13 protein-coding genes, 21 tRNA genes, 1 rRNA gene and 2 riboswitches are annotated in these 16,748 nt (G+C 38.4%); of the genes, 31 read left to right on the top strand and 4 right to left on the bottom strand.

Annotated features, from left to right (window positions below; all coding sequences use genetic code 11):
- From rrf to ACIP9C_RS13175, 23 genes are all read left to right on the top strand, one after another.
- Nucleotides 1-99, top strand: a 5S ribosomal RNA gene (gene rrf, locus ACIP9C_RS13285); the annotation flags it as partial.
- A gap of 14 nt (nt 100-113) precedes the next feature.
- A tRNA-Val gene (locus ACIP9C_RS13280) sits at nt 114-189 on the top strand.
- A gap of 25 nt (nt 190-214) precedes the next feature.
- Nucleotides 215-289: transfer RNA gene (locus ACIP9C_RS13275), tRNA-Met, on the top strand.
- Nucleotides 290-295: 6 nt separating this feature from the next.
- A tRNA-Asp gene (locus tag ACIP9C_RS13270) sits at nt 296-368 on the top strand.
- 11 nt (nt 369-379) lie between these two features.
- Nucleotides 380-452: transfer RNA gene (locus tag ACIP9C_RS13265), tRNA-Thr, on the top strand.
- 9 nt (nt 453-461) lie between these two features.
- A tRNA-Tyr gene (locus ACIP9C_RS13260) sits at nt 462-545 on the top strand.
- Between the two features lie 12 nt (nt 546-557).
- Nucleotides 558-631: transfer RNA gene (locus ACIP9C_RS13255), tRNA-Trp, on the top strand.
- A 36-nt stretch (nt 632-667) separates the two neighbouring features.
- A tRNA-His gene (locus tag ACIP9C_RS13250) sits at nt 668-743 on the top strand.
- 10 nt (nt 744-753) lie between these two features.
- A tRNA-Gln gene (locus ACIP9C_RS13245) sits at nt 754-828 on the top strand.
- 17 nt (nt 829-845) lie between these two features.
- Nucleotides 846-918, top strand: a tRNA-Lys gene (locus ACIP9C_RS13240).
- Between the two features lie 8 nt (nt 919-926).
- Nucleotides 927-1,008 (top strand) — tRNA-Leu (locus tag ACIP9C_RS13235).
- A 49-nt stretch (nt 1,009-1,057) separates the two neighbouring features.
- Nucleotides 1,058-1,132: transfer RNA gene (locus ACIP9C_RS13230), tRNA-Gly, on the top strand.
- A 5-nt stretch (nt 1,133-1,137) separates the two neighbouring features.
- Nucleotides 1,138-1,226: transfer RNA gene (locus ACIP9C_RS13225), tRNA-Leu, on the top strand.
- Between the two features lie 14 nt (nt 1,227-1,240).
- Nucleotides 1,241-1,317 (top strand) — tRNA-Arg (locus ACIP9C_RS13220).
- 23 nt (nt 1,318-1,340) lie between these two features.
- A tRNA-Pro gene (locus ACIP9C_RS13215) sits at nt 1,341-1,417 on the top strand.
- Between the two features lie 12 nt (nt 1,418-1,429).
- Nucleotides 1,430-1,505, top strand: a tRNA-Ala gene (locus ACIP9C_RS13210).
- Nucleotides 1,506-1,520: 15 nt separating this feature from the next.
- A tRNA-Ser gene (locus ACIP9C_RS13205) sits at nt 1,521-1,613 on the top strand.
- A gap of 12 nt (nt 1,614-1,625) precedes the next feature.
- Nucleotides 1,626-1,698, top strand: a tRNA-Phe gene (locus ACIP9C_RS13200).
- Between the two features lie 9 nt (nt 1,699-1,707).
- Nucleotides 1,708-1,781, top strand: a tRNA-Gly gene (locus ACIP9C_RS13195).
- Between the two features lie 4 nt (nt 1,782-1,785).
- Nucleotides 1,786-1,859 (top strand) — tRNA-Ile (locus ACIP9C_RS13190).
- Nucleotides 1,860-1,871: 12 nt separating this feature from the next.
- Nucleotides 1,872-1,948, top strand: a tRNA-Asn gene (locus tag ACIP9C_RS13185).
- 1 nt (nt 1,949) lies between these two features.
- Nucleotides 1,950-2,021: transfer RNA gene (locus tag ACIP9C_RS13180), tRNA-Glu, on the top strand.
- 220 nt (nt 2,022-2,241) lie between these two features.
- Nucleotides 2,242-3,288, top strand: coding sequence for a nitric oxide synthase oxygenase (locus ACIP9C_RS13175; protein WP_401011253.1), 1,047 nt, complete (start codon nt 2,242-2,244; stop codon nt 3,286-3,288).
- 40 nt (nt 3,289-3,328) lie between these two features.
- Here ACIP9C_RS13175 and ACIP9C_RS13170 read toward each other — a convergent pair whose 3' ends face one another.
- Nucleotides 3,329-4,534 carry a CynX/NimT family MFS transporter gene (locus ACIP9C_RS13170; RefSeq protein WP_401011252.1) on the bottom strand — a complete coding sequence of 402 codons (1,206 nt, stop codon included), beginning with the start codon at nt 4,532-4,534 and terminating at the stop codon, nt 3,329-3,331.
- 178 nt (nt 4,535-4,712) lie between these two features.
- Nucleotides 4,713-4,888: riboswitch (Lysine riboswitch) on the top strand.
- Between the two features lie 83 nt (nt 4,889-4,971).
- On the opposite strand from ACIP9C_RS13170, the gene ACIP9C_RS13165 reads away from it, so the two are divergent.
- The 5 genes from ACIP9C_RS13165 (at nt 4,972) to ACIP9C_RS13145 (ending at nt 10,060) form a co-directional block, all read left to right on the top strand.
- A complete protein-coding gene (locus ACIP9C_RS13165) occupies nt 4,972-6,435 on the top strand; it encodes an amino acid permease (protein WP_401011250.1) in 1,464 nt (487 codons plus the stop codon).
- Between the two features lie 245 nt (nt 6,436-6,680).
- A complete protein-coding gene (locus tag ACIP9C_RS13160; RefSeq protein WP_401011248.1) occupies nt 6,681-7,373 on the top strand; it encodes a response regulator transcription factor in 693 nt (230 codons plus the stop codon).
- Between the two features lie 4 nt (nt 7,374-7,377).
- Nucleotides 7,378-8,319, top strand: a complete 942-nt coding sequence (locus ACIP9C_RS13155; RefSeq protein WP_401011246.1) for a sensor histidine kinase — start codon at nt 7,378-7,380, stop codon at nt 8,317-8,319.
- 135 nt (nt 8,320-8,454) lie between these two features.
- Entirely contained in the window at nt 8,455-9,378 is a 924-nt protein-coding gene (locus tag ACIP9C_RS13150; protein ID WP_401011245.1) for an ABC transporter ATP-binding protein, read from the top strand.
- Nucleotides 9,371-10,060 (top strand): ABC transporter permease, encoded by a 690-nt coding sequence (locus ACIP9C_RS13145; protein WP_401011243.1) that lies wholly within the window; start codon nt 9,371-9,373, stop codon nt 10,058-10,060. Before ACIP9C_RS13150 ends, ACIP9C_RS13145 begins: the two co-directional genes overlap by 8 nt.
- Nucleotides 10,061-10,140: 80 nt before the next feature.
- Here ACIP9C_RS13145 and ACIP9C_RS13140 read toward each other — a convergent pair whose 3' ends face one another.
- Entirely contained in the window at nt 10,141-11,520 is a 1,380-nt protein-coding gene (locus tag ACIP9C_RS13140; RefSeq protein ID WP_401011241.1) for a purine-cytosine permease family protein, read from the bottom strand.
- A gap of 52 nt (nt 11,521-11,572) precedes the next feature.
- Nucleotides 11,573-12,691 carry a class II histone deacetylase gene (locus ACIP9C_RS13135; protein WP_401011240.1) on the bottom strand — a complete coding sequence of 373 codons (1,119 nt, stop codon included), beginning with the start codon at nt 12,689-12,691 and terminating at the stop codon, nt 11,573-11,575.
- Between the two features lie 324 nt (nt 12,692-13,015).
- Here ACIP9C_RS13135 and ACIP9C_RS13130 point away from each other — a divergent pair, with 324 nt between their 5' ends.
- The 3 genes from ACIP9C_RS13130 to ACIP9C_RS13120 all read left to right on the top strand — a co-directional run bounded on the left by ACIP9C_RS13130 (nt 13,016) and on the right by ACIP9C_RS13120 (nt 14,477).
- Nucleotides 13,016-13,603 (top strand): TetR/AcrR family transcriptional regulator, encoded by a 588-nt coding sequence (locus ACIP9C_RS13130; protein WP_401011238.1) that lies wholly within the window; start codon nt 13,016-13,018, stop codon nt 13,601-13,603.
- Nucleotides 13,604-13,813: 210 nt separating this feature from the next.
- A complete protein-coding gene (locus ACIP9C_RS13125; protein ID WP_401011236.1) occupies nt 13,814-14,161 on the top strand; it encodes a DMT family transporter in 348 nt (115 codons plus the stop codon).
- 1 nt (nt 14,162) lies between these two features.
- Nucleotides 14,163-14,477 (top strand): DMT family transporter, encoded by a 315-nt coding sequence (locus tag ACIP9C_RS13120; protein ID WP_401011234.1) that lies wholly within the window; start codon nt 14,163-14,165, stop codon nt 14,475-14,477.
- A gap of 408 nt (nt 14,478-14,885) precedes the next feature.
- Here ACIP9C_RS13120 and ACIP9C_RS13115 read toward each other — a convergent pair whose 3' ends face one another.
- On the bottom strand, nt 14,886-16,151 hold the full coding sequence (locus ACIP9C_RS13115) for an Nramp family divalent metal transporter (protein ID WP_401011232.1): 1,266 nt from the start codon (nt 16,149-16,151) through the stop codon (nt 14,886-14,888).
- Nucleotides 16,152-16,472: 321 nt separating this feature from the next.
- Nucleotides 16,473-16,619, top strand: a riboswitch (cyclic di-AMP (ydaO/yuaA leader).
- Nucleotides 16,620-16,748 lie beyond the last annotated feature (129 nt).

The following is a 16,748-nucleotide window of genomic DNA, read 5'->3' as shown; positions in this document are numbered from 1 at the left end:
AGAGGTCACACCCGTTCCCATACCGAACACGGAAGTTAAGCTCTTTAGCGCCGATGGTAGTTGGGGGCTTCCCCCTGTGAGAGTAGGACGTCGCTTCGCTTGTTTTTTTACGTGGAGGATTAGCTCAGCTGGGAGAGCATCTGCCTTACAAGCAGAGGGTCGGCGGTTCGAGCCCGTCATCCTCCACCATTTTATAAATTTAAAGTAATATTGTCGCGGGGTGGAGCAGTGGTAGCTCGTCGGGCTCATAACCCGAAGGTCACAGGTTCAAATCCTGTCTCCGCAACCAAATTAAGGTCCCGTGGTGTAGCGGTTAACATGCCTGCCTGTCACGCAGGAGATCGCCGGTTCGATCCCGGTCGGGACCGTCTCTTTTTTTGCCGGTGTAGCTCAGTTGGTAGAGCAACTGACTTGTAATCAGTAGGTCGTGGGTTCGACTCCTATCGCCGGCATCAGCCCTTGGAGGGGTAGCGAAGTGGCTAAACGCGGCGGACTGTAAATCCGCTCCTTAGGGTTCGGCGGTTCGAATCCGTCCCCCTCCACCAGTTTTTACTTATAGGGGCATAGTTCAACGGTAGAATAGAGGTCTCCAAAACCTTTGGTGTGGGTTCGATTCCTACTGCCCCTGCCAATTTTTTTAGGTTAAGCTACTGTTATATTTAATATGGCGGTTGTGGCGAAGTGGTTAACGCATCGGATTGTGGTTCCGACATTCGTGGGTTCGATTCCCATCAGTCGCCCCATATAAACTATTGGGGTATAGCCAAGCGGTAAGGCAACGGATTTTGATTCCGTCATGCCCTGGTTCGAATCCAGGTACCCCAGCCATTTTTTATTCATAATATGAGCCATTAGCTCAGTTGGTAGAGCATCTGACTTTTAATCAGAGGGTCGAAGGTTCGAGTCCTTCATGGCTCATCATATTTGCGGGTGTGGCGGAATTGGCAGACGCACTAGACTTAGGATCTAGCGCCGCAAGGCGTGGGGGTTCGACTCCCTTCACCCGCATCATTTATTTTAATTACATAATTGCCAGGATAAATAATCTTATGCACATGCGGAAGTAGTTCAGTGGTAGAACACCACCTTGCCAAGGTGGGGGTCGCGAGTTCGAACCTCGTCTTCCGCTCCAAATGTGCCGGGGTGGCGGAACTGGCAGACGCACAGGACTTAAAATCCTGCGGTAGGTGACTACCGTGCCGGTTCGATTCCGGCCCTCGGCACCATTTTTTAATATTAAGCGCCCGTAGCTCAATTGGATAGAGCGTCTGACTACGGATCAGAAGGTTGTGGGTTCGACTCCTGCCGGGCGCGCCATAAAAAGATAAGATAGACAGTAACGGAATGTAGCTCAGCTTGGTAGAGCACTTGGTTTGGGACCAAGGGGTCGTAGGTTCGAATCCTGTCATTCCGACCATCTTTTAAAATTGGGGCCTTAGCTCAGCTGGGAGAGCGCCTGCCTTGCACGCAGGAGGTCAGCGGTTCGATCCCGCTAGGCTCCACCATATTTATTTGTTTCCGGAGGTATACCCAAGTCTGGCTGAAGGGATCGGTCTTGAAAACCGACAGGCGGGTAACACCGCGCGGGGGTTCGAATCCCTCTACCTCCTCCATTTTGTTTTTCCGGGTCAGTAGCTCAGTTGGTAGAGCATTAGATTGAAGCTCTAAGTGTCGGCGGTTCGATTCCGTCCTGACCCATCTTTTTTTGCGGGTGTAGTTTAATGGTAAAACCTCAGCCTTCCAAGCTGATGTCGTGAGTTCGATTCTCATCACCCGCTCCAAAGAGGGCCTATAGCTCAGCTGGTTAGAGCGCACGCCTGATAAGCGTGAGGTCGATGGTTCGAGTCCATTTAGGCCCATTATAAAATTATTCCGAAGTAGCTCAGTTGGTAGTAGCACCTGACTGTTAATCAGGTTGTCGCAGGTTCGAGTCCTGCCTTCGGAGCCATGGCCCCTTGGTCAAGCGGTTAAGACACCGCCCTTTCACGGCGGTAACACGGGTTCGAATCCCGTAGGGGTCATCTAGTAAAGCATGTAGCATATTGTTGCTACATGCTTTTTCTTTGTAATTTTTCAAATTATTTACTTAGTTATTATAAAATTTGGTAGAAGAATTTTCGACTGTCGGTTTAAATTTGAACAAAGTATTTCATATATAAAAGATGTATGTTTTCTGATGGATTTTTTCGTGGTGAATTTATTTCTATTCATCTAATATGAGGTTAGATGGAGGAAAACGACATGAAACTACAAGAGATACAACGTTTTTTAACACTTTATCAAATGGAACAAAATGAGTCTGCACAATGGCTAACAAATAGATTACAGCAAGTTGAACAAGAGGGAATATATATTCCTTCAACAGAGGAACTTACTTTTGGCGCACGAGTAGCCTGGCGTAATAGTAATAAATGTATCGGAAGATTATTTTGGCACTCACTGCATGTTGAGGATGCACGCGATGTTTTAGATGAGCAAGGTATATTTGAGAAGTTGCTACATCATATTCGATATGCGACAAATGATGGTAAAATCCGTCCAACGATAACCGTATTTGCATCTGGAAGAGTAAAGATTTGGAATCATCAGCTCATACGTTATGCAGGCTATGAGACAGAAGCAGGCATCGTTGGTGATCCACATTCTGTGCCATTTACAAAAGTATGCGAATCACTAGGTTGGCAGGGTGAAGGAACGGCATTTGATGTACTACCACTCGTTATACAGGTGGATAATCGTAAACCGCAATTATTTACAATTCCACGTGAAGATGTATTGGAAGTTGCCATTCGCCATCCTGAGCATCCACAGGTGGAGAAACTAGCGTTGAAATGGTATGCGGTGCCGATTATTTCAAGCATGCGCTTTCAAATGGCAGGTATTGATTTTCAGGCGGCACCTTTTAATGGCTGGTATATGGGGACAGAAATTGGGGCACGTAATTTAGCGGATCATGATCGTTATGATATGTTACCGAAGATCGCTGAAATTTTTGGTCTCGATACAACAAAGCAGGCATCGCTTTGGCGTGATCGTGCATTAGTTGAATTAAATATTGCTGTACTCCATTCCTTTAAAGAAGATGGTGTAAGTATAGTCGATCATCATACTGCTGCACAGCAATTTAAGCTATTTGAAGAAGCTGAGCAGAAGGCAGGCCGTGACTTAACAGGCAACTGGACTTGGTTGATTCCGCCATTATCTCCTGCAACGACACATATTTTTCATAAGCCTTATGTCAATGTATATAATACACCCAATTATTTTTATCAGAAACCCCCTTACTAAATGTAAAGAGGCAGCTCATAGTATAATGAGCTGCCTTTTATTAATTTATAAATTCATTTCTAGAAGCTCTAAATGAGCAGAAGAATAGTAATGCCGCAACGACAACAAATAGCCAGCCAGCAGTATCCCAGCCGCCAAATAAATCATGTAAGTAACCAAATAAAATAGGACCTACTGCGGCTAATAAATAGCCTAATGATTGTGCAAATCCAGATAAATCTGCTGCCTCAAATGCCGTACGTGTACGAAGTGTAAAGAACATCATTGCAAGTGAAAATGATGCGCCACCTGCTAAGCCTAGCAATATCATCCACAATACAGCAAGACTAGTCCATTCCATGACAAGGCCAGTAAAGCCGATGAAATAGAATGCAGTAAACATTAAAACGAGAGGTCGCTGTGACGTCATTTTACTAGCAATAATTGGTACAGCTAAAGCCATAGGTACTTGTGAAATTTGCATGATGGAAAACATCCAACCTGCACGATCTGCGGCTATTCCTTGTGCAATATAGATTTCAGGAATCCAAGCTGCGGTTGTATAAAATAATAATGATTGTAAACCCATCGCGCCAGTGACTGCCCAAGTAACTGGTGATTTCCATAATGGTATACGTGCTTTCGTAGTGGCTACAGTTGGTTCAGGCTTATTAAATTTTAATTGTGGAATCCAAATCAGAATAGTCACTACGACAAGAGCTAGAGCGATTGCAAGTGCACCTTGCCAGCCAAGAGATGCATTAGCTATGGGATAACTAATACCAGCGCCAATTCCAGCTGTTAAGTTCATGGACATTGTGAAAAATGCCATCAGTAATCCAACATGATAAGGGAATTTCATTTTAAGTAGCCCTGGAATAAGGACGTTACCAAATGAAATAGCTACACCTATTATCATTGTACCAAATACGAGTAATCCAGTTGATCCTAGTGAGCGCAGCACAATTCCTAGTGCTAATAAAATCGTTGATATAAATAAAGTTAATTCAAGACCCAGTTTTCTTGCTATTACTGGGGCAATAGGTGACACTAGCGCGAATGCAAGCAATGGAATAGTTGTTAGAAAGCCTGCAAGTACGTTAGATATACCGAGATCCTCACGAATGAAGGAAATAATTGGGCCTACCACCGTTAATGGCATACGTAATGTCGAAGCAAGAAAAATTACACCGATGACTAATAAGAGAGTTGTGCCCTTCCAGTTAATCTTTCTGCTAGGAAAAGTAGATTCCTCGTTAGTTGTCAAAATAAGTACCTCCCTAATAGAACAATTATAATTCGAACCACTATAACACTTTAACACAATAATAAAAATAGTAGAATATTCATAAAATACAGAACATTAATCGTTTTATTGAAATGTCTTAGGTCGTATGTTAAACTAAGACACATCATAAATTTAATAATTATATGCCTCATGTTTGTATTGAGGTAGAGGTCGCGGTATTTATAAGTAAGCTAATGGAGATGACAAGCATTGAAGATGTTAGCTGAAAGGAAATATTGCCGAAGTGTGAGGGGACTTGAAAACCTCATGCTGGGGCTGTCTCCGAAAGGAACAGAACTGTCACGTTGGACAACGTGTTGTGCTATCATTTTTAAGAAACAGAGGATTTACTTAGCCATCACAACGTTCATGTGATGGCATTTTTTTGCCTCTTAGAAAAGGAAGGAAGCTTTAACGTGAGTGAGATAAAAACTAATCAGCTCGGTCATAAAGCACCAGAGTTGAAAAAAGAATTAAAAAGCCGCCATATAACAATGATTTCGTTAGGCGGTACTATCGGAACTGGGCTATTTCTAGCAAGTGGTGGAGCTATAGCGCAGGCTGGACCAGGTGGTGCACTTCTTGCTTATGCACTAATCGGCATTATGGTGTACTTCTTAATGACGAGCTTAGGTGAAATGGCAGCTTATATGCCGTCATCAGGTTCATTTAGTACGTATGCAACAAAATTTGTAGATCCAGCGCTTGGCTTTGCACTTGGCTGGAACTACTGGTATAACTGGGCGATTACAATAGCCGCTGAAATTGCAGCAGTTTCTCTTATAATGAAGTACTGGTTCCCAGACAGCTCTTCGGCACTATGGACAGTCATATTTATTGCCATTGTACTTACATTCAATTTACTATCTGTAAAAAGCTATGGTGAAAGTGAATATTGGTTTGCAATGATAAAAGTTGCGACTGTTATTGTCTTCATTATTGTCAGCCTATTGATGATTTTTGGTATTTTAGGTGGGCAAGCTCCTGTAGGCTTTACGAATTTCTTTATAAGTGATGGACCCTTCCACGGTGGCTTCCTTGCTACATTCGGAATATTTCTAGCAGCAGGCTTCTCGTTCCAAGGGACAGAGCTATTAGGGATAACGGCTGGGGAAACTGATGATCCTGGTAAAAATATCCCGAAGGCTGTTAAGTCCGTCTTCTGGCGTATTATTTTATTTTACATTTTAGCCATTGCAGCAATAGGGATGTTAATTCCATTTACAGATGCTCGTTTATTATCTGAAGATATTGCTGTTTCACCATTCACATTAGTGTTTGACCGCTTAGGAATTGCCTTTGCTGCTTCATTAATGAATGCCATTATTTTAACGGCGATGTTATCTGCAGGTAATTCTGGATTATATGCATCATCACGTATGTTATGGCAATTAGCAGTAGATGGACATGCACCTAAGATTTTCGCTAAGCTAAGCCGTCGCGGAATTCCAATTTACGCATTACTGTTGACATTAGCAGTAGGTTGCTTAGCATTTTTAGCATCTTTCTTTGGTGATGGCGTTGTCTACATGTGGCTTTTAAACGCATCTGGGATGTCCGGCTTTATTGCATGGCTTGGTATTGCCTTTAGTCATTACCGCTTCCGTAGAGCTTTTGAAGCCCAAGGCATAGACCCAAAATTACTACCATATAAAGCAAAGCTATATCCATTCGGGCCACTCTTTGCATTTACAGTGTGTATGGTTGTTGTAATTGGTCAAAACTATACAGCTTTCACAGGCAATTCAATTGACTGGTATGGTGTCCTTGTTTCATATATCGGTATACCACTGTTTATCGCCTTGTGGTTGGGCTACAAAATAAAACATAAAACAAAAATGATTCCACTGCAAAAGTGTGATTTAAAAGTAGAAAAATAGAAATAAAAGCTGTCCTATTAGTTATAGGGCAGCTTTTATTTATTTGGCGTTAATTTCCGTTGCGTGCGGCCCAGGAGTCTGATTAGCTTGGTAAATTGTTTGAGAATTGTTTGAGTGCCTGGCACTTTTAAAGGCATTTTTTAAAAAAACATATGGTAAGCTATACAGATACAGGATAAAAATATAAAAATATGATGGCAAATGGTAATTAAAGATAATGCTTTATGGAAAAGAGGTGCCTAAACATGCAAAAACGTATATTACTAGTTGAAGACGATGAAACTATCCGAGAAATGGTCGACAAGTTTTTAACAATGGAGGGCTTTGCTGTTACATCCGTTACAAATGGTGAAGAAGCAGTGCAAATTTGTTTAAGTAAAACGTTTGATTTAGTTATTTTGGATATTATGATGCCTAAACTAGATGGATTAGAAGTGTTAAAAATAATTCGAGAAAAAGAAGCGATACCTATTATTATGATGTCAGCAAAAGACAGTGATGTTGATAAAGCATTAGGTCTTGGTTTAGGAGCGGATGATTATATTGCAAAGCCATTTTCAATGTTGGAATTTTCAGCGCGTGTGAAGGCTGCAATACGAAGGGCCACACAATATTCTAGCCCGATGGAGGAAACGAAGGGGACATTGACAATTGGTAACTTGGTAATTGATGTCGTTAATTTCTCAGTTGAAAAAGAACAACAACAGGTGAAACTAACTTCAAAGGAATTTGCTATTTTAAAGCTATTTATCACAAATCGGAATCGCGTATTTACTAAACAGCAAATCTATCAACTCATTTGGAATGATCAATATTATGGTGATGAAAATATTATTAATGTGCATATTAGAAGATTGCGAGAAAAAATTGAAGATGACCCTTCCAACCCTCAGTATATTAAAACACTTTGGGGAATTGGCTATAAATTAGAGGGCTAGGCGTATGATACTATTTTTATCTACCATTATTCTTTTTCTCTTAGCAATCATTCTTTTTCAGTTGAAAAGAAAACGAGAGCAAAACGATACAATCAGATACATGCACACAAAACTACAAGCTATTATGAATGAAAACGAACAAACAAACGAGAAAATTTTAGTTGCTACATCGGATCAAGAACTACAGCAAATGCTTACTACTATAAATGCATTACTGAATGATACGCACAAAATATTAGCCAAACATCGAAAAACAGAAAGTTCAATGAAAAAGATGCTTGCCAATATTTCGCATGATCTAAAAACGCCGTTAACAGTTGTGCTAGGCTATACAGAAATGTTGCAGCTACAACAATCGCTAAAAGATACAGAACACAATCGCTTACTTTCAGGAATCCATTTAAAAACGGAGGAAGTACTGAAGCTTATTCATACATTTTTTGATTTGGCAAAAATTGAAGCGGGCGATACAGAATACCCAATAACAAAAGTAAACATAAGTGAAATATGCCGAAAAAATATTTTGTCATTTTACGATATGGTGATGTCGATGGGCCTTCATATTGACATTAACATACCTGAAACACCGATGTATGCTCTAGGCAACGAAGAGGCGTTAGATAGAGTATTGAACAATTTAATTGCCAATGCGATTGCTTATGGGGCTGAAGGTCGTGTAATTGGGCTAACAGTAAGAAATAACGCTACCGATGTTTATATTGATGTCTGGGATTGTGGGAAAGGTATTGAGGAATACCATATAGACAGCGTATTTGAAAGGATGTATACGCTTGAAGACTCAAGAAATAAATCATTTCAAGGTAGTGGGCTAGGTCTAACGATAACAAAACGACTTGTAGAAATAATGAATGGTACAATCCAACTGAAAAGCATCCCTTATGAAAAGACGGTTTTTACGATTTCCTTAAAAAGAATGCTGTACTAATCTAGCCCTGCCTGTAGAGCTAAAAATGCTCTAGAGGCTTTTCTTCTTCTCTTAAGGAATTTGTAAGAATCAAGTAATAAAATAGAGAGTTTTACTTCTTATAATAAAGGAAGCCACATATGAGGGAGAGGTTAAATGGCGTATATTGTAAAAACAAATCAGCTTACAAAAGTCTACGATGGAAACGAAGTGGTTTCCACAGTCAATATGCATGTTAAGAGAGGAGAGATATATGGTTTTTTGGGTCCAAATGGAGCAGGGAAAACAACGATTATGAAAATGTTAACTAATCTGGCCAAACCGACAAGTGGGGATATTGAAATCTTCGGTGAAAAATTAACGGATCGGTCGTACGAAGTGCTAAAAAGAATGGGTACAATTATTGAATATCCCATTTTCTATGAAAAGTTAACAGCACAAGAAAACCTCGAATTACATTGCGAATATATGGGTTATTACGATAAAAACGAAATCGGCCATGTTCTTGATTTAGTAAAGCTAACCAATGTGGATGGTAAAAAAGTAAAGGATTTTTCGTTAGGGATGAAACAACGTTTAGGTATTGCCCGTGCGATAATGACTAAACCAGAGTTGCTAATTTTAGATGAACCTATAAATGGTCTTGATCCAGTTGGTATAAGAGAGTTAAGAGAATTATTCAAGATGTTAAGTAAAGAATATGGCATTACTATTATAGTTTCCAGTCATATTTTAGCTGAGATTGAGCAAATGGCGGATACAATTGGGGTCATTAATAATGGCAGATTAATCGATGAAGTTTCGATGGAGCATGTAAGGCATAGTCAAACAGATTTTATTGAGCTAATTGTCAGTGAGGGGAAAAAGGCAGCCTTTATATTAGATAGTCAATTACGCATCACCAATTTTAAATGCATTGATGAGCGCTGTATTCGAATATACGATATGTCCATTTCACAAAAATTACTATCTAAAACGTTAATAGAACATGATATTGAAATTGAAGAGATTAGTAGGAAAACAAGTTCTTTAGAGGATTATTTCTTGAAATTAATCAATGGAGGTGAAATCCATGCTTAATTTAATGCGTTTAGAAATGAAAAAAAACCATTTAGGCTCGTATGTGACAGCTGCTATTATCGCCAATGTCGTTATATTAGGTTTTATGTTTATGATTTTAGTTATCTCAAAAATTGAAGGTGACGCTGGTTTAGAAAACTATCCTATCGCTTTGACTGTCATTGATTCTTTTGTAAGATGTGTATTTATTATTTTTGCGGCTACACTAATTGCAAAACTTATTATTGGCGAATATAAAAATAAAACAATAATAACTGCATTTATGTATCCTATAAATAGAAAAAAACTAATCGCAGCAAAGCTTGCTATTGTTATATTATTTACATTTAGCGCTATTATCCTTTCAAATATTTTTATTACAGTAATTTTCCTTATTATTAGCGAGAACTTTCAATTAATCCCAGATACATTGACTAATGCAATGATTATGCAACGCATTCCTTCCGTATTAATGAATGCTGTAGCGGCATCCAGTATGGCCCTTATTCCATTGTATTTTGGTATGAAAAAATACTCTGTGCCAACAACAATACTATCATCTCTTTTAATCGTGATGGTCGTTTCCTCAAATACGGGCACATTTTCATTGAATGATATTATCGTAATTCCGATAACATTAGCAATTATAGGTATAGTTATTGCCTATTTAGCAATTCGCAACATCGAAAAGGTGGATGTTTAATAACATAAGTAAAGCCCCTGTGTGAAAATACCATACAGGGGCTTTAAAAAGGCCTGGGGAAGCCTGACGAACCTTATTTATTAATTATTCTCAGGTACATTAGACGTTGCATAGACCTCTACAGAAAGCTTAGCAGGTGCCGTTAATTTAGCAAAGCTAATATACAATAGGAAAGAAACTGCACCACCAACAATCCAAGCAATATCCAATCCATCAAGCATTTTTGCAATAGGACCTACATATAACTCCGTATTAATAAATGGAATTTGAATAAAGATGGTTAACAAGTAAATAATCATTGTTGGTATATTAATTTTCCCGAAAATGCCATCCTTTTTGTTGAACTCATCGGGAGGATAATGTACTCTCTTTAAAATATAAAAATCAGTTAATGTAATCATACTCCACGGAATGATAAAGAATAATATAAATCCTAAGTATAATTGGAAATTAGCCATAAAATTGCTAGAGCTCCAAGTTGCAATAAGCGCAATAATGACACCAATTGCAATGGAAGTAATTGTGCGCAGTCTAGCAGAAGTCTTAAACGTTAAAAAGTTACTCGCAATTGATAAAATAATAATACCTGCTCCATAAATATTTAAGGAGTTAATAACGAGGACACCAAGAGATAACAGTAATGCAATGATGAAACCTAATGAGCCCATATCTTTAATTTGTGCCATTACATTACCATTCACAACCATAGTGGCAATGGCAGCACCTAAAACCATCAACCAAACTGAACTTGCAAAGCTTCCAAGATAACTATAAGTAAATACTTTTTTTGATTGTGATGGATGGATAAATCTGGAATGGTCAGATACATACGGACCATACGTAATTTGCCATGTAACACAAATGGAAGTCATTAATAAAAACTGGCTGAAAGAAAAATTACCTGCATTTAAAAGATCCATGGAAACATTCGCTAAAATCATAAGAGATAAAATTATAAATACCACTGTAAAGCCAATTGTATAGATTTTCATTGACTTTTGAAGTAAGCCTTGTCCAAAAATAGCTAGAAGCACCATTGGAATAAGACTTACGATAACCGTTACATTCATATTAAGGCCGAGTGTTTCTTGCATGCCTTGTCCGACTAACACGGTATTTGTTGCGCCGTAGCCCAGATACATGATAAGAATGATTAACATAGGCAAGATAGCCCCGAAGTAGCCGAATTGTGCTCTACTTTGTACTACTTGTGGTAGACCTGCTTTAGGACCAGTAGCAGAATGGAGTGCCATAATCGCAGCTCCAATGCCATGTCCTAATAGGATAGCAACAAGTGACCACCAAAAATTTAACCCTAATACGATAGCTAGAGATCCTGTTACAAGTGTTGTAGAAACTGTACTTGCGGCAAACCATGTGAAAAATAGCTCTTTAGCAGTACCATTACGCTGTTCTAAAGGAATATGTTCATAACTAATTTCCTCGATAGAATTGCTCATAGATACCCTCCCTCTTATTAATTATTTTCAATATATTTATAGTGTTTTAAATTTAAACAGTTACTTTTAATGATGGCCAGTAAGCAGATTGAATTGAAATAACTTCATTGATTACTTTCTTTTCTACTTCGTTTACAAAATCCGGATACCCTTGGGAATCTTGGAATGGATCTTCAACATCACTTTTCACACCACATAATTCTTCAATAATGCGCAATGTACAAAATGGAACATAAGCATTACTGTAACCACCTTCATGACAAAAGACGATTTTTCCATCTGTATGCTTGTTTGCTAAGTTCATCATGATTTTCGTTAAATCTGCAAAGCCTTCAGCAGTCATGTTCATACGTCCAAGTGGATCAAACATACCTGGATCTTGTCCAGCAGAAATAATGATTAGCTCTGGTTTATAATCGTTCACGATTGGCTCCACGATTGACTTAAATGCTTCAATATAGCCTGCATTTCCTGTACCAGGAGGAAGCGGAATGTTCACGTTAAATCCCTTTCCGTCTGCCTCACCTACGTTCTCTGCATAACCCGTATTATTAGGGAAACTTAAATGCTGATGAACTGAGAAGAATAAAACACCATCAGTGTCATAGAATGCACTTTCTGTTCCATTACCATGGTGAACGTCCCAATCTAACACCATAACTCTTTCTAAATTGTATTTTTGCTTTGCGTATTTGGCAGCAATGGCAACGTTATTGAAAATACAGAAGCCGATGCCTTTTGCAGCTTCTGCATGATGGCCAGGTGGGCGAGTTAATGCATAAACATTATCGACTTCACCGTTCATCACAACATCAACAGCTTTTAATGCACCACCAGTTGAAAGTAAAGCAATTTCATAAGACCCTCTACCAACAATGGCGTGATCTCCAGCGTCTCCACCAGTTGTATCACTTAAATGCTTAACTTTATCTACATATTCCTTAGTATGGAACATTTCAATTTCTTCACGTGTTGCAGAACGTGGCTCAATTTGTTCTAATTCTTTCATTAGGCCACAACGATTAAGTAAATTATTAATTCGTCTTTTTGTTGATGGATGTTCGACAAACACATCTGTTTCTAAGTAACCACCCGAAGGTAAATATAATGTTCCGCTTCCGTTGTCGTGCCAGAAATAACTTTCGTCAAAAATATAACCTGTTTTCATCATCAATTCCGCCCCTTTGATTAAAAAATAATACCGATTTGCACCTTTGTAACACCCCTCGTCAAGGTGGAAAATGGTACTTACAGTTATGAAAATACTAGTTGAGGGAGATTTTTTCTTAAAATGAATTTCAGTCATCTTCCTTGGGATAAAATTTAAATGAATCTCGTTCATTTGTCAAACTAATTTTTAAAAATTAACAAAATTAAATAAATTTTTTAGGTCCATTATAGGAATTAATAATTTTTGGATAAAAGAAAGAGGTTGAATTCTATTTTTGTTTGGATTACAATTTTTAAAAATTCATGATTTTTTAGGGGGCGCATAATGGATAAGGAAAAACGTATCGTAACCTCTGCTATTCAATTGTTTAAAGAACAAGGTATCGACAAAATAAAAATAGCTGATATTGTAAAGAGGGCTGGTATTGCACAAGGAACTTTTTATTTGTACTTCCCTTCAAAAATGTCACTTATGCCCGCTATTGCAAAGGTTATGGTCGACAATATGTTTGAAGCAATACAAAAAAATGTGGATGATCAAGCGCCACTAATTGAAAAATTTAATCAATTAGTAGATACAATATTTATGATGACGAGAGAGCATAAGGAACTTGTAGCAATCATTTATGCTGGATTGTCGGCTTCTGATTATTTGAAAGACTGGGTAAATGCGTATACACCTTACTATAATTGGCTTAGAAATGAGCTGGACAGCGCAAAGTCAAAGGGTGAAATTTTCATAGCCGTTGATTCTTACGCAACGTCAAAGATGGTATTTGGATTAATCGAGTCTGCTGCTGAACGTGCATACTTATTTGATTCCAAGGATGAAGAGCTTATCAATGAGGATAAAAAAGATTTATTAGAATTTATCTGTAATGCGTTAGTTTTAAACAAGGCTGTTGCAAAATAAGCGAACAGGGATAAAACATATTACAGTAAACTTCTGATATATAGGTAAAAATCTATAAACGGTCTTGTTTATAGTAATACGTTGCTATAAACAAGAAAATTAATGTTCGAAATCCGAATTGAAACGCAGATTTTTACTAAAATTTCTAGTAGGTTCTTTTTTACAGTAAAAATGAATGAAGTTCAGTCATTATTAACGGAGGGTTTTTTTATGGGAAAAGCTTGGTTGTATGTAGGGTTAACTAGTTTTTTTGAATTAATATGGATTTATGGTTTTAATGTGGCTTCTCATTGGTGGGAATGGCTATTAATCGTTATATTTATAGGGCTCGATTTGCACTTTTTATCAAAGGCATGCGAGAAATTACCAACAGGAACAGTGTACGCAATATTTGCAGCAATTGGCACAATGGGGACGACCTTAATGGATATTTTAATTTTTAATCAGGTAGTCAGTATCGGTAAGCTTCTCTTTATTTTTATATTGATTGTAGGTGTTATTGGCTTAAAAGTTTCTGATACCGTTGAAGAGAATAAACGTACAAAAGAGGTGGTATAGTATGGGATGGCTTTTTGTTTTTTTAGCTGCATCGAGTGAACTTGTATCTGTTATTGGTCTGAAAAAATATAGCACGAAAAAGGGATTTATCAGCATGTTGCTTTATGTAGGAGGATTTGCTGCGTCACTTAGCTTTTTATATAAATCATTTGAATTTTTACAAACGAGTACGGCTTATGCTGTTTGGATAGGCATTGGTACAGCAGGGGCAGTCTTAATCAATATGATGTTTTTTGGTGAGTCAAAAAGTAAAGGCCGCTTAGCAAGTGTATGCTGTATCATCATCGGCGTCGTAGGGTTAAAGGCACTTTCTTAAAAACTAGAGTCTGAGACAAAGAGAAAAAGTGATAGATTGACTGCCATCAATCTATCACTTTTTTGCTATGCCGTTTATGTTCTCTACAGTGAGTGTAATTGTTTTAGTGCCTGGCACTCAACATAAATACCTAGCATACTATCGGCTCCTAAATCGTAAAAATCCACTTTGCTTTCCACGGGCATAACGTAAGCCGCAACCCTCGCTAACGCGCGGTTTGTTGCGTCTTGCGCTGTGTGCGTTCCCGCAGGAGTCTACGTGGATTTTTACTTAGGTAAGTTTTAAAATACAAGGTTAGCAAGGAAATTGTATGAGTGCCTGGCACCCCCTCGGCTAGATTTTCTCTATTGCCAAAACACCTTTGCACCTGTTTCAAAAAAAATTATTATCATGTCCCAGCATTCTTTTTTAAGCAAATAGCGTTTCCCATAATAAGTAGATATTTAACGCAACTACTATTACAACGACAAACCAACCAAGAACTGTTGTGATACGGTGATTGACCAGGCTACCCATTATGTCCTTTTTACTTGTAAACATCACAAGCGGGATAAGTGCAAAAGCAATACCGAATGACAAGATTACTTGACTTAACACAAGTGCATAGGTTGCATTAACACCTGCTGCGATAATAGCCAAAGGTGGAATCATTGTAATCGCTCTACGTAAATAAAGTGGGATTTTTCGCTGGATGAAACCTTGCATAACAACGTCGCCTGCTAATGTACCAACAGAAGAGCTTGCAAGCCCTGCAATGAGTAATCCAAGTCCGAAAGACACAGCTGCCATAGGTCCAAGAGCTTCTCGTAATCCGCTATAGGCGATATCTAAATCCTCGACTACTAAGCCTTGCGTATGGAACACTGCAGCTGCAATGATTAGCATACTCATGTTAATCGCACCAGCAATAATCATTGCTATCACGATATCGATAAACTCAAAGCGGAAAATACGTCGTTTTTCGTTGTCATTACGACCAACCACACGATTTTGTGTTAAGGAAGAATGTAGATAGATTGCGTGTGGCATAACAGTAGCTCCTAATATACCCGTTGCAAGTAAGAGTGAATCGACACCGTCAAATTGTGGTGTCAACATTCCTAATGTCACTTCGCCCCAATTTGGTTGGGCTAAAAATGTCTGGAACGCAAATGCTAGCACAACAATTAGCACCATACCCGAAATGCCCGCTTCAAAAGCTCTAAAGCCTCTTCGCTGTAGCTCTAAAATTGCAAAAGAACCAATTGCAGTAATAAGTGCAGCGGGTAGCATCGGAATATCAAATAATAAATATAGACCGAGGGCAGCACCGATAAATTCAGCGAGGTCGGTTGCAATGATTACAAGTTCAGCCTGTATCCATAAAAATATAGAAGTTTTTTTAGAAAAATTTTCTCTTGCTACTTCTGGCAAGTTTTTTCCAGTAGCAATACCAAGTTTGGCTGATAAAGATTGAATCAGTACAGCCATTAAATTTGAAAAGGCAATTACCCAAAGTAGTAAATACCCATACTGCGAGCCAGCAGTAATATTTGTGGCAAAGTTGCCGGGATCTATATAGGCAACAGCTGCAATAAATGCCGGACCTAGAAAGGGTAAAATGCGTCGCCATCCTTTTATGTCTCCATCTAAAACTGCTTGGGCTGCCGGTTTTGTAATTTGTTTATAGGCCATCTTGTTCCCTCGTTTCAAAAAGTATCGTAAATGAAATAAAGTTTCCTATGGGAAAATAATAATACTACTATTCTATAGCTAGAACTAAAAAATGTGAAGAAGTTTGCTCATAATTTTTTTGTAAATTTTGAAATCGCCGATAAAATGAGCTGAATCGTCCGTAAAACAGTAAAAATCGCCGATAAACCACGCCGAATCGCCGATAGAGAGCTGATAAAAGCTTGTCTCTGAGAATAAGAAAAAATTTACGAAAAACCGGGCAATATCTTCTTTACTTTTTTTATTTACAGGCGTAATATGACATCATTATAAAAGTTTCAAATTTCTAAATCGCTGAAGCAATTAAACGCGGGGGACCCAATTTTGATGGATTGTTTAAACAATTCTTGGGGTGAATCTCTTTTTAAAGAGTAGGGCTACTCAGGTCCGAATCCGACAGCTAACCTCGTAAGCGTTAAGAGCAGAAAAGTTGGAGCTTGTCAGACGTTAGGGCGTCTACAAGTCGTATTTAGTGATGACTTGTAGACGTTTTTTTTGATGGCATTCTATACGAAAAAGCCCCAGTAGATATAAAGAGACCGATTATGCGAAAGGTGT

The organism is Lysinibacillus sp. NPDC093210, from assembly GCF_044753985.1.
Lineage (GTDB): Bacteria > Bacillota > Bacilli > Bacillales_A > Planococcaceae > Lysinibacillus.
This window is presented reverse-complemented; position numbering and strand designations above follow the sequence as displayed.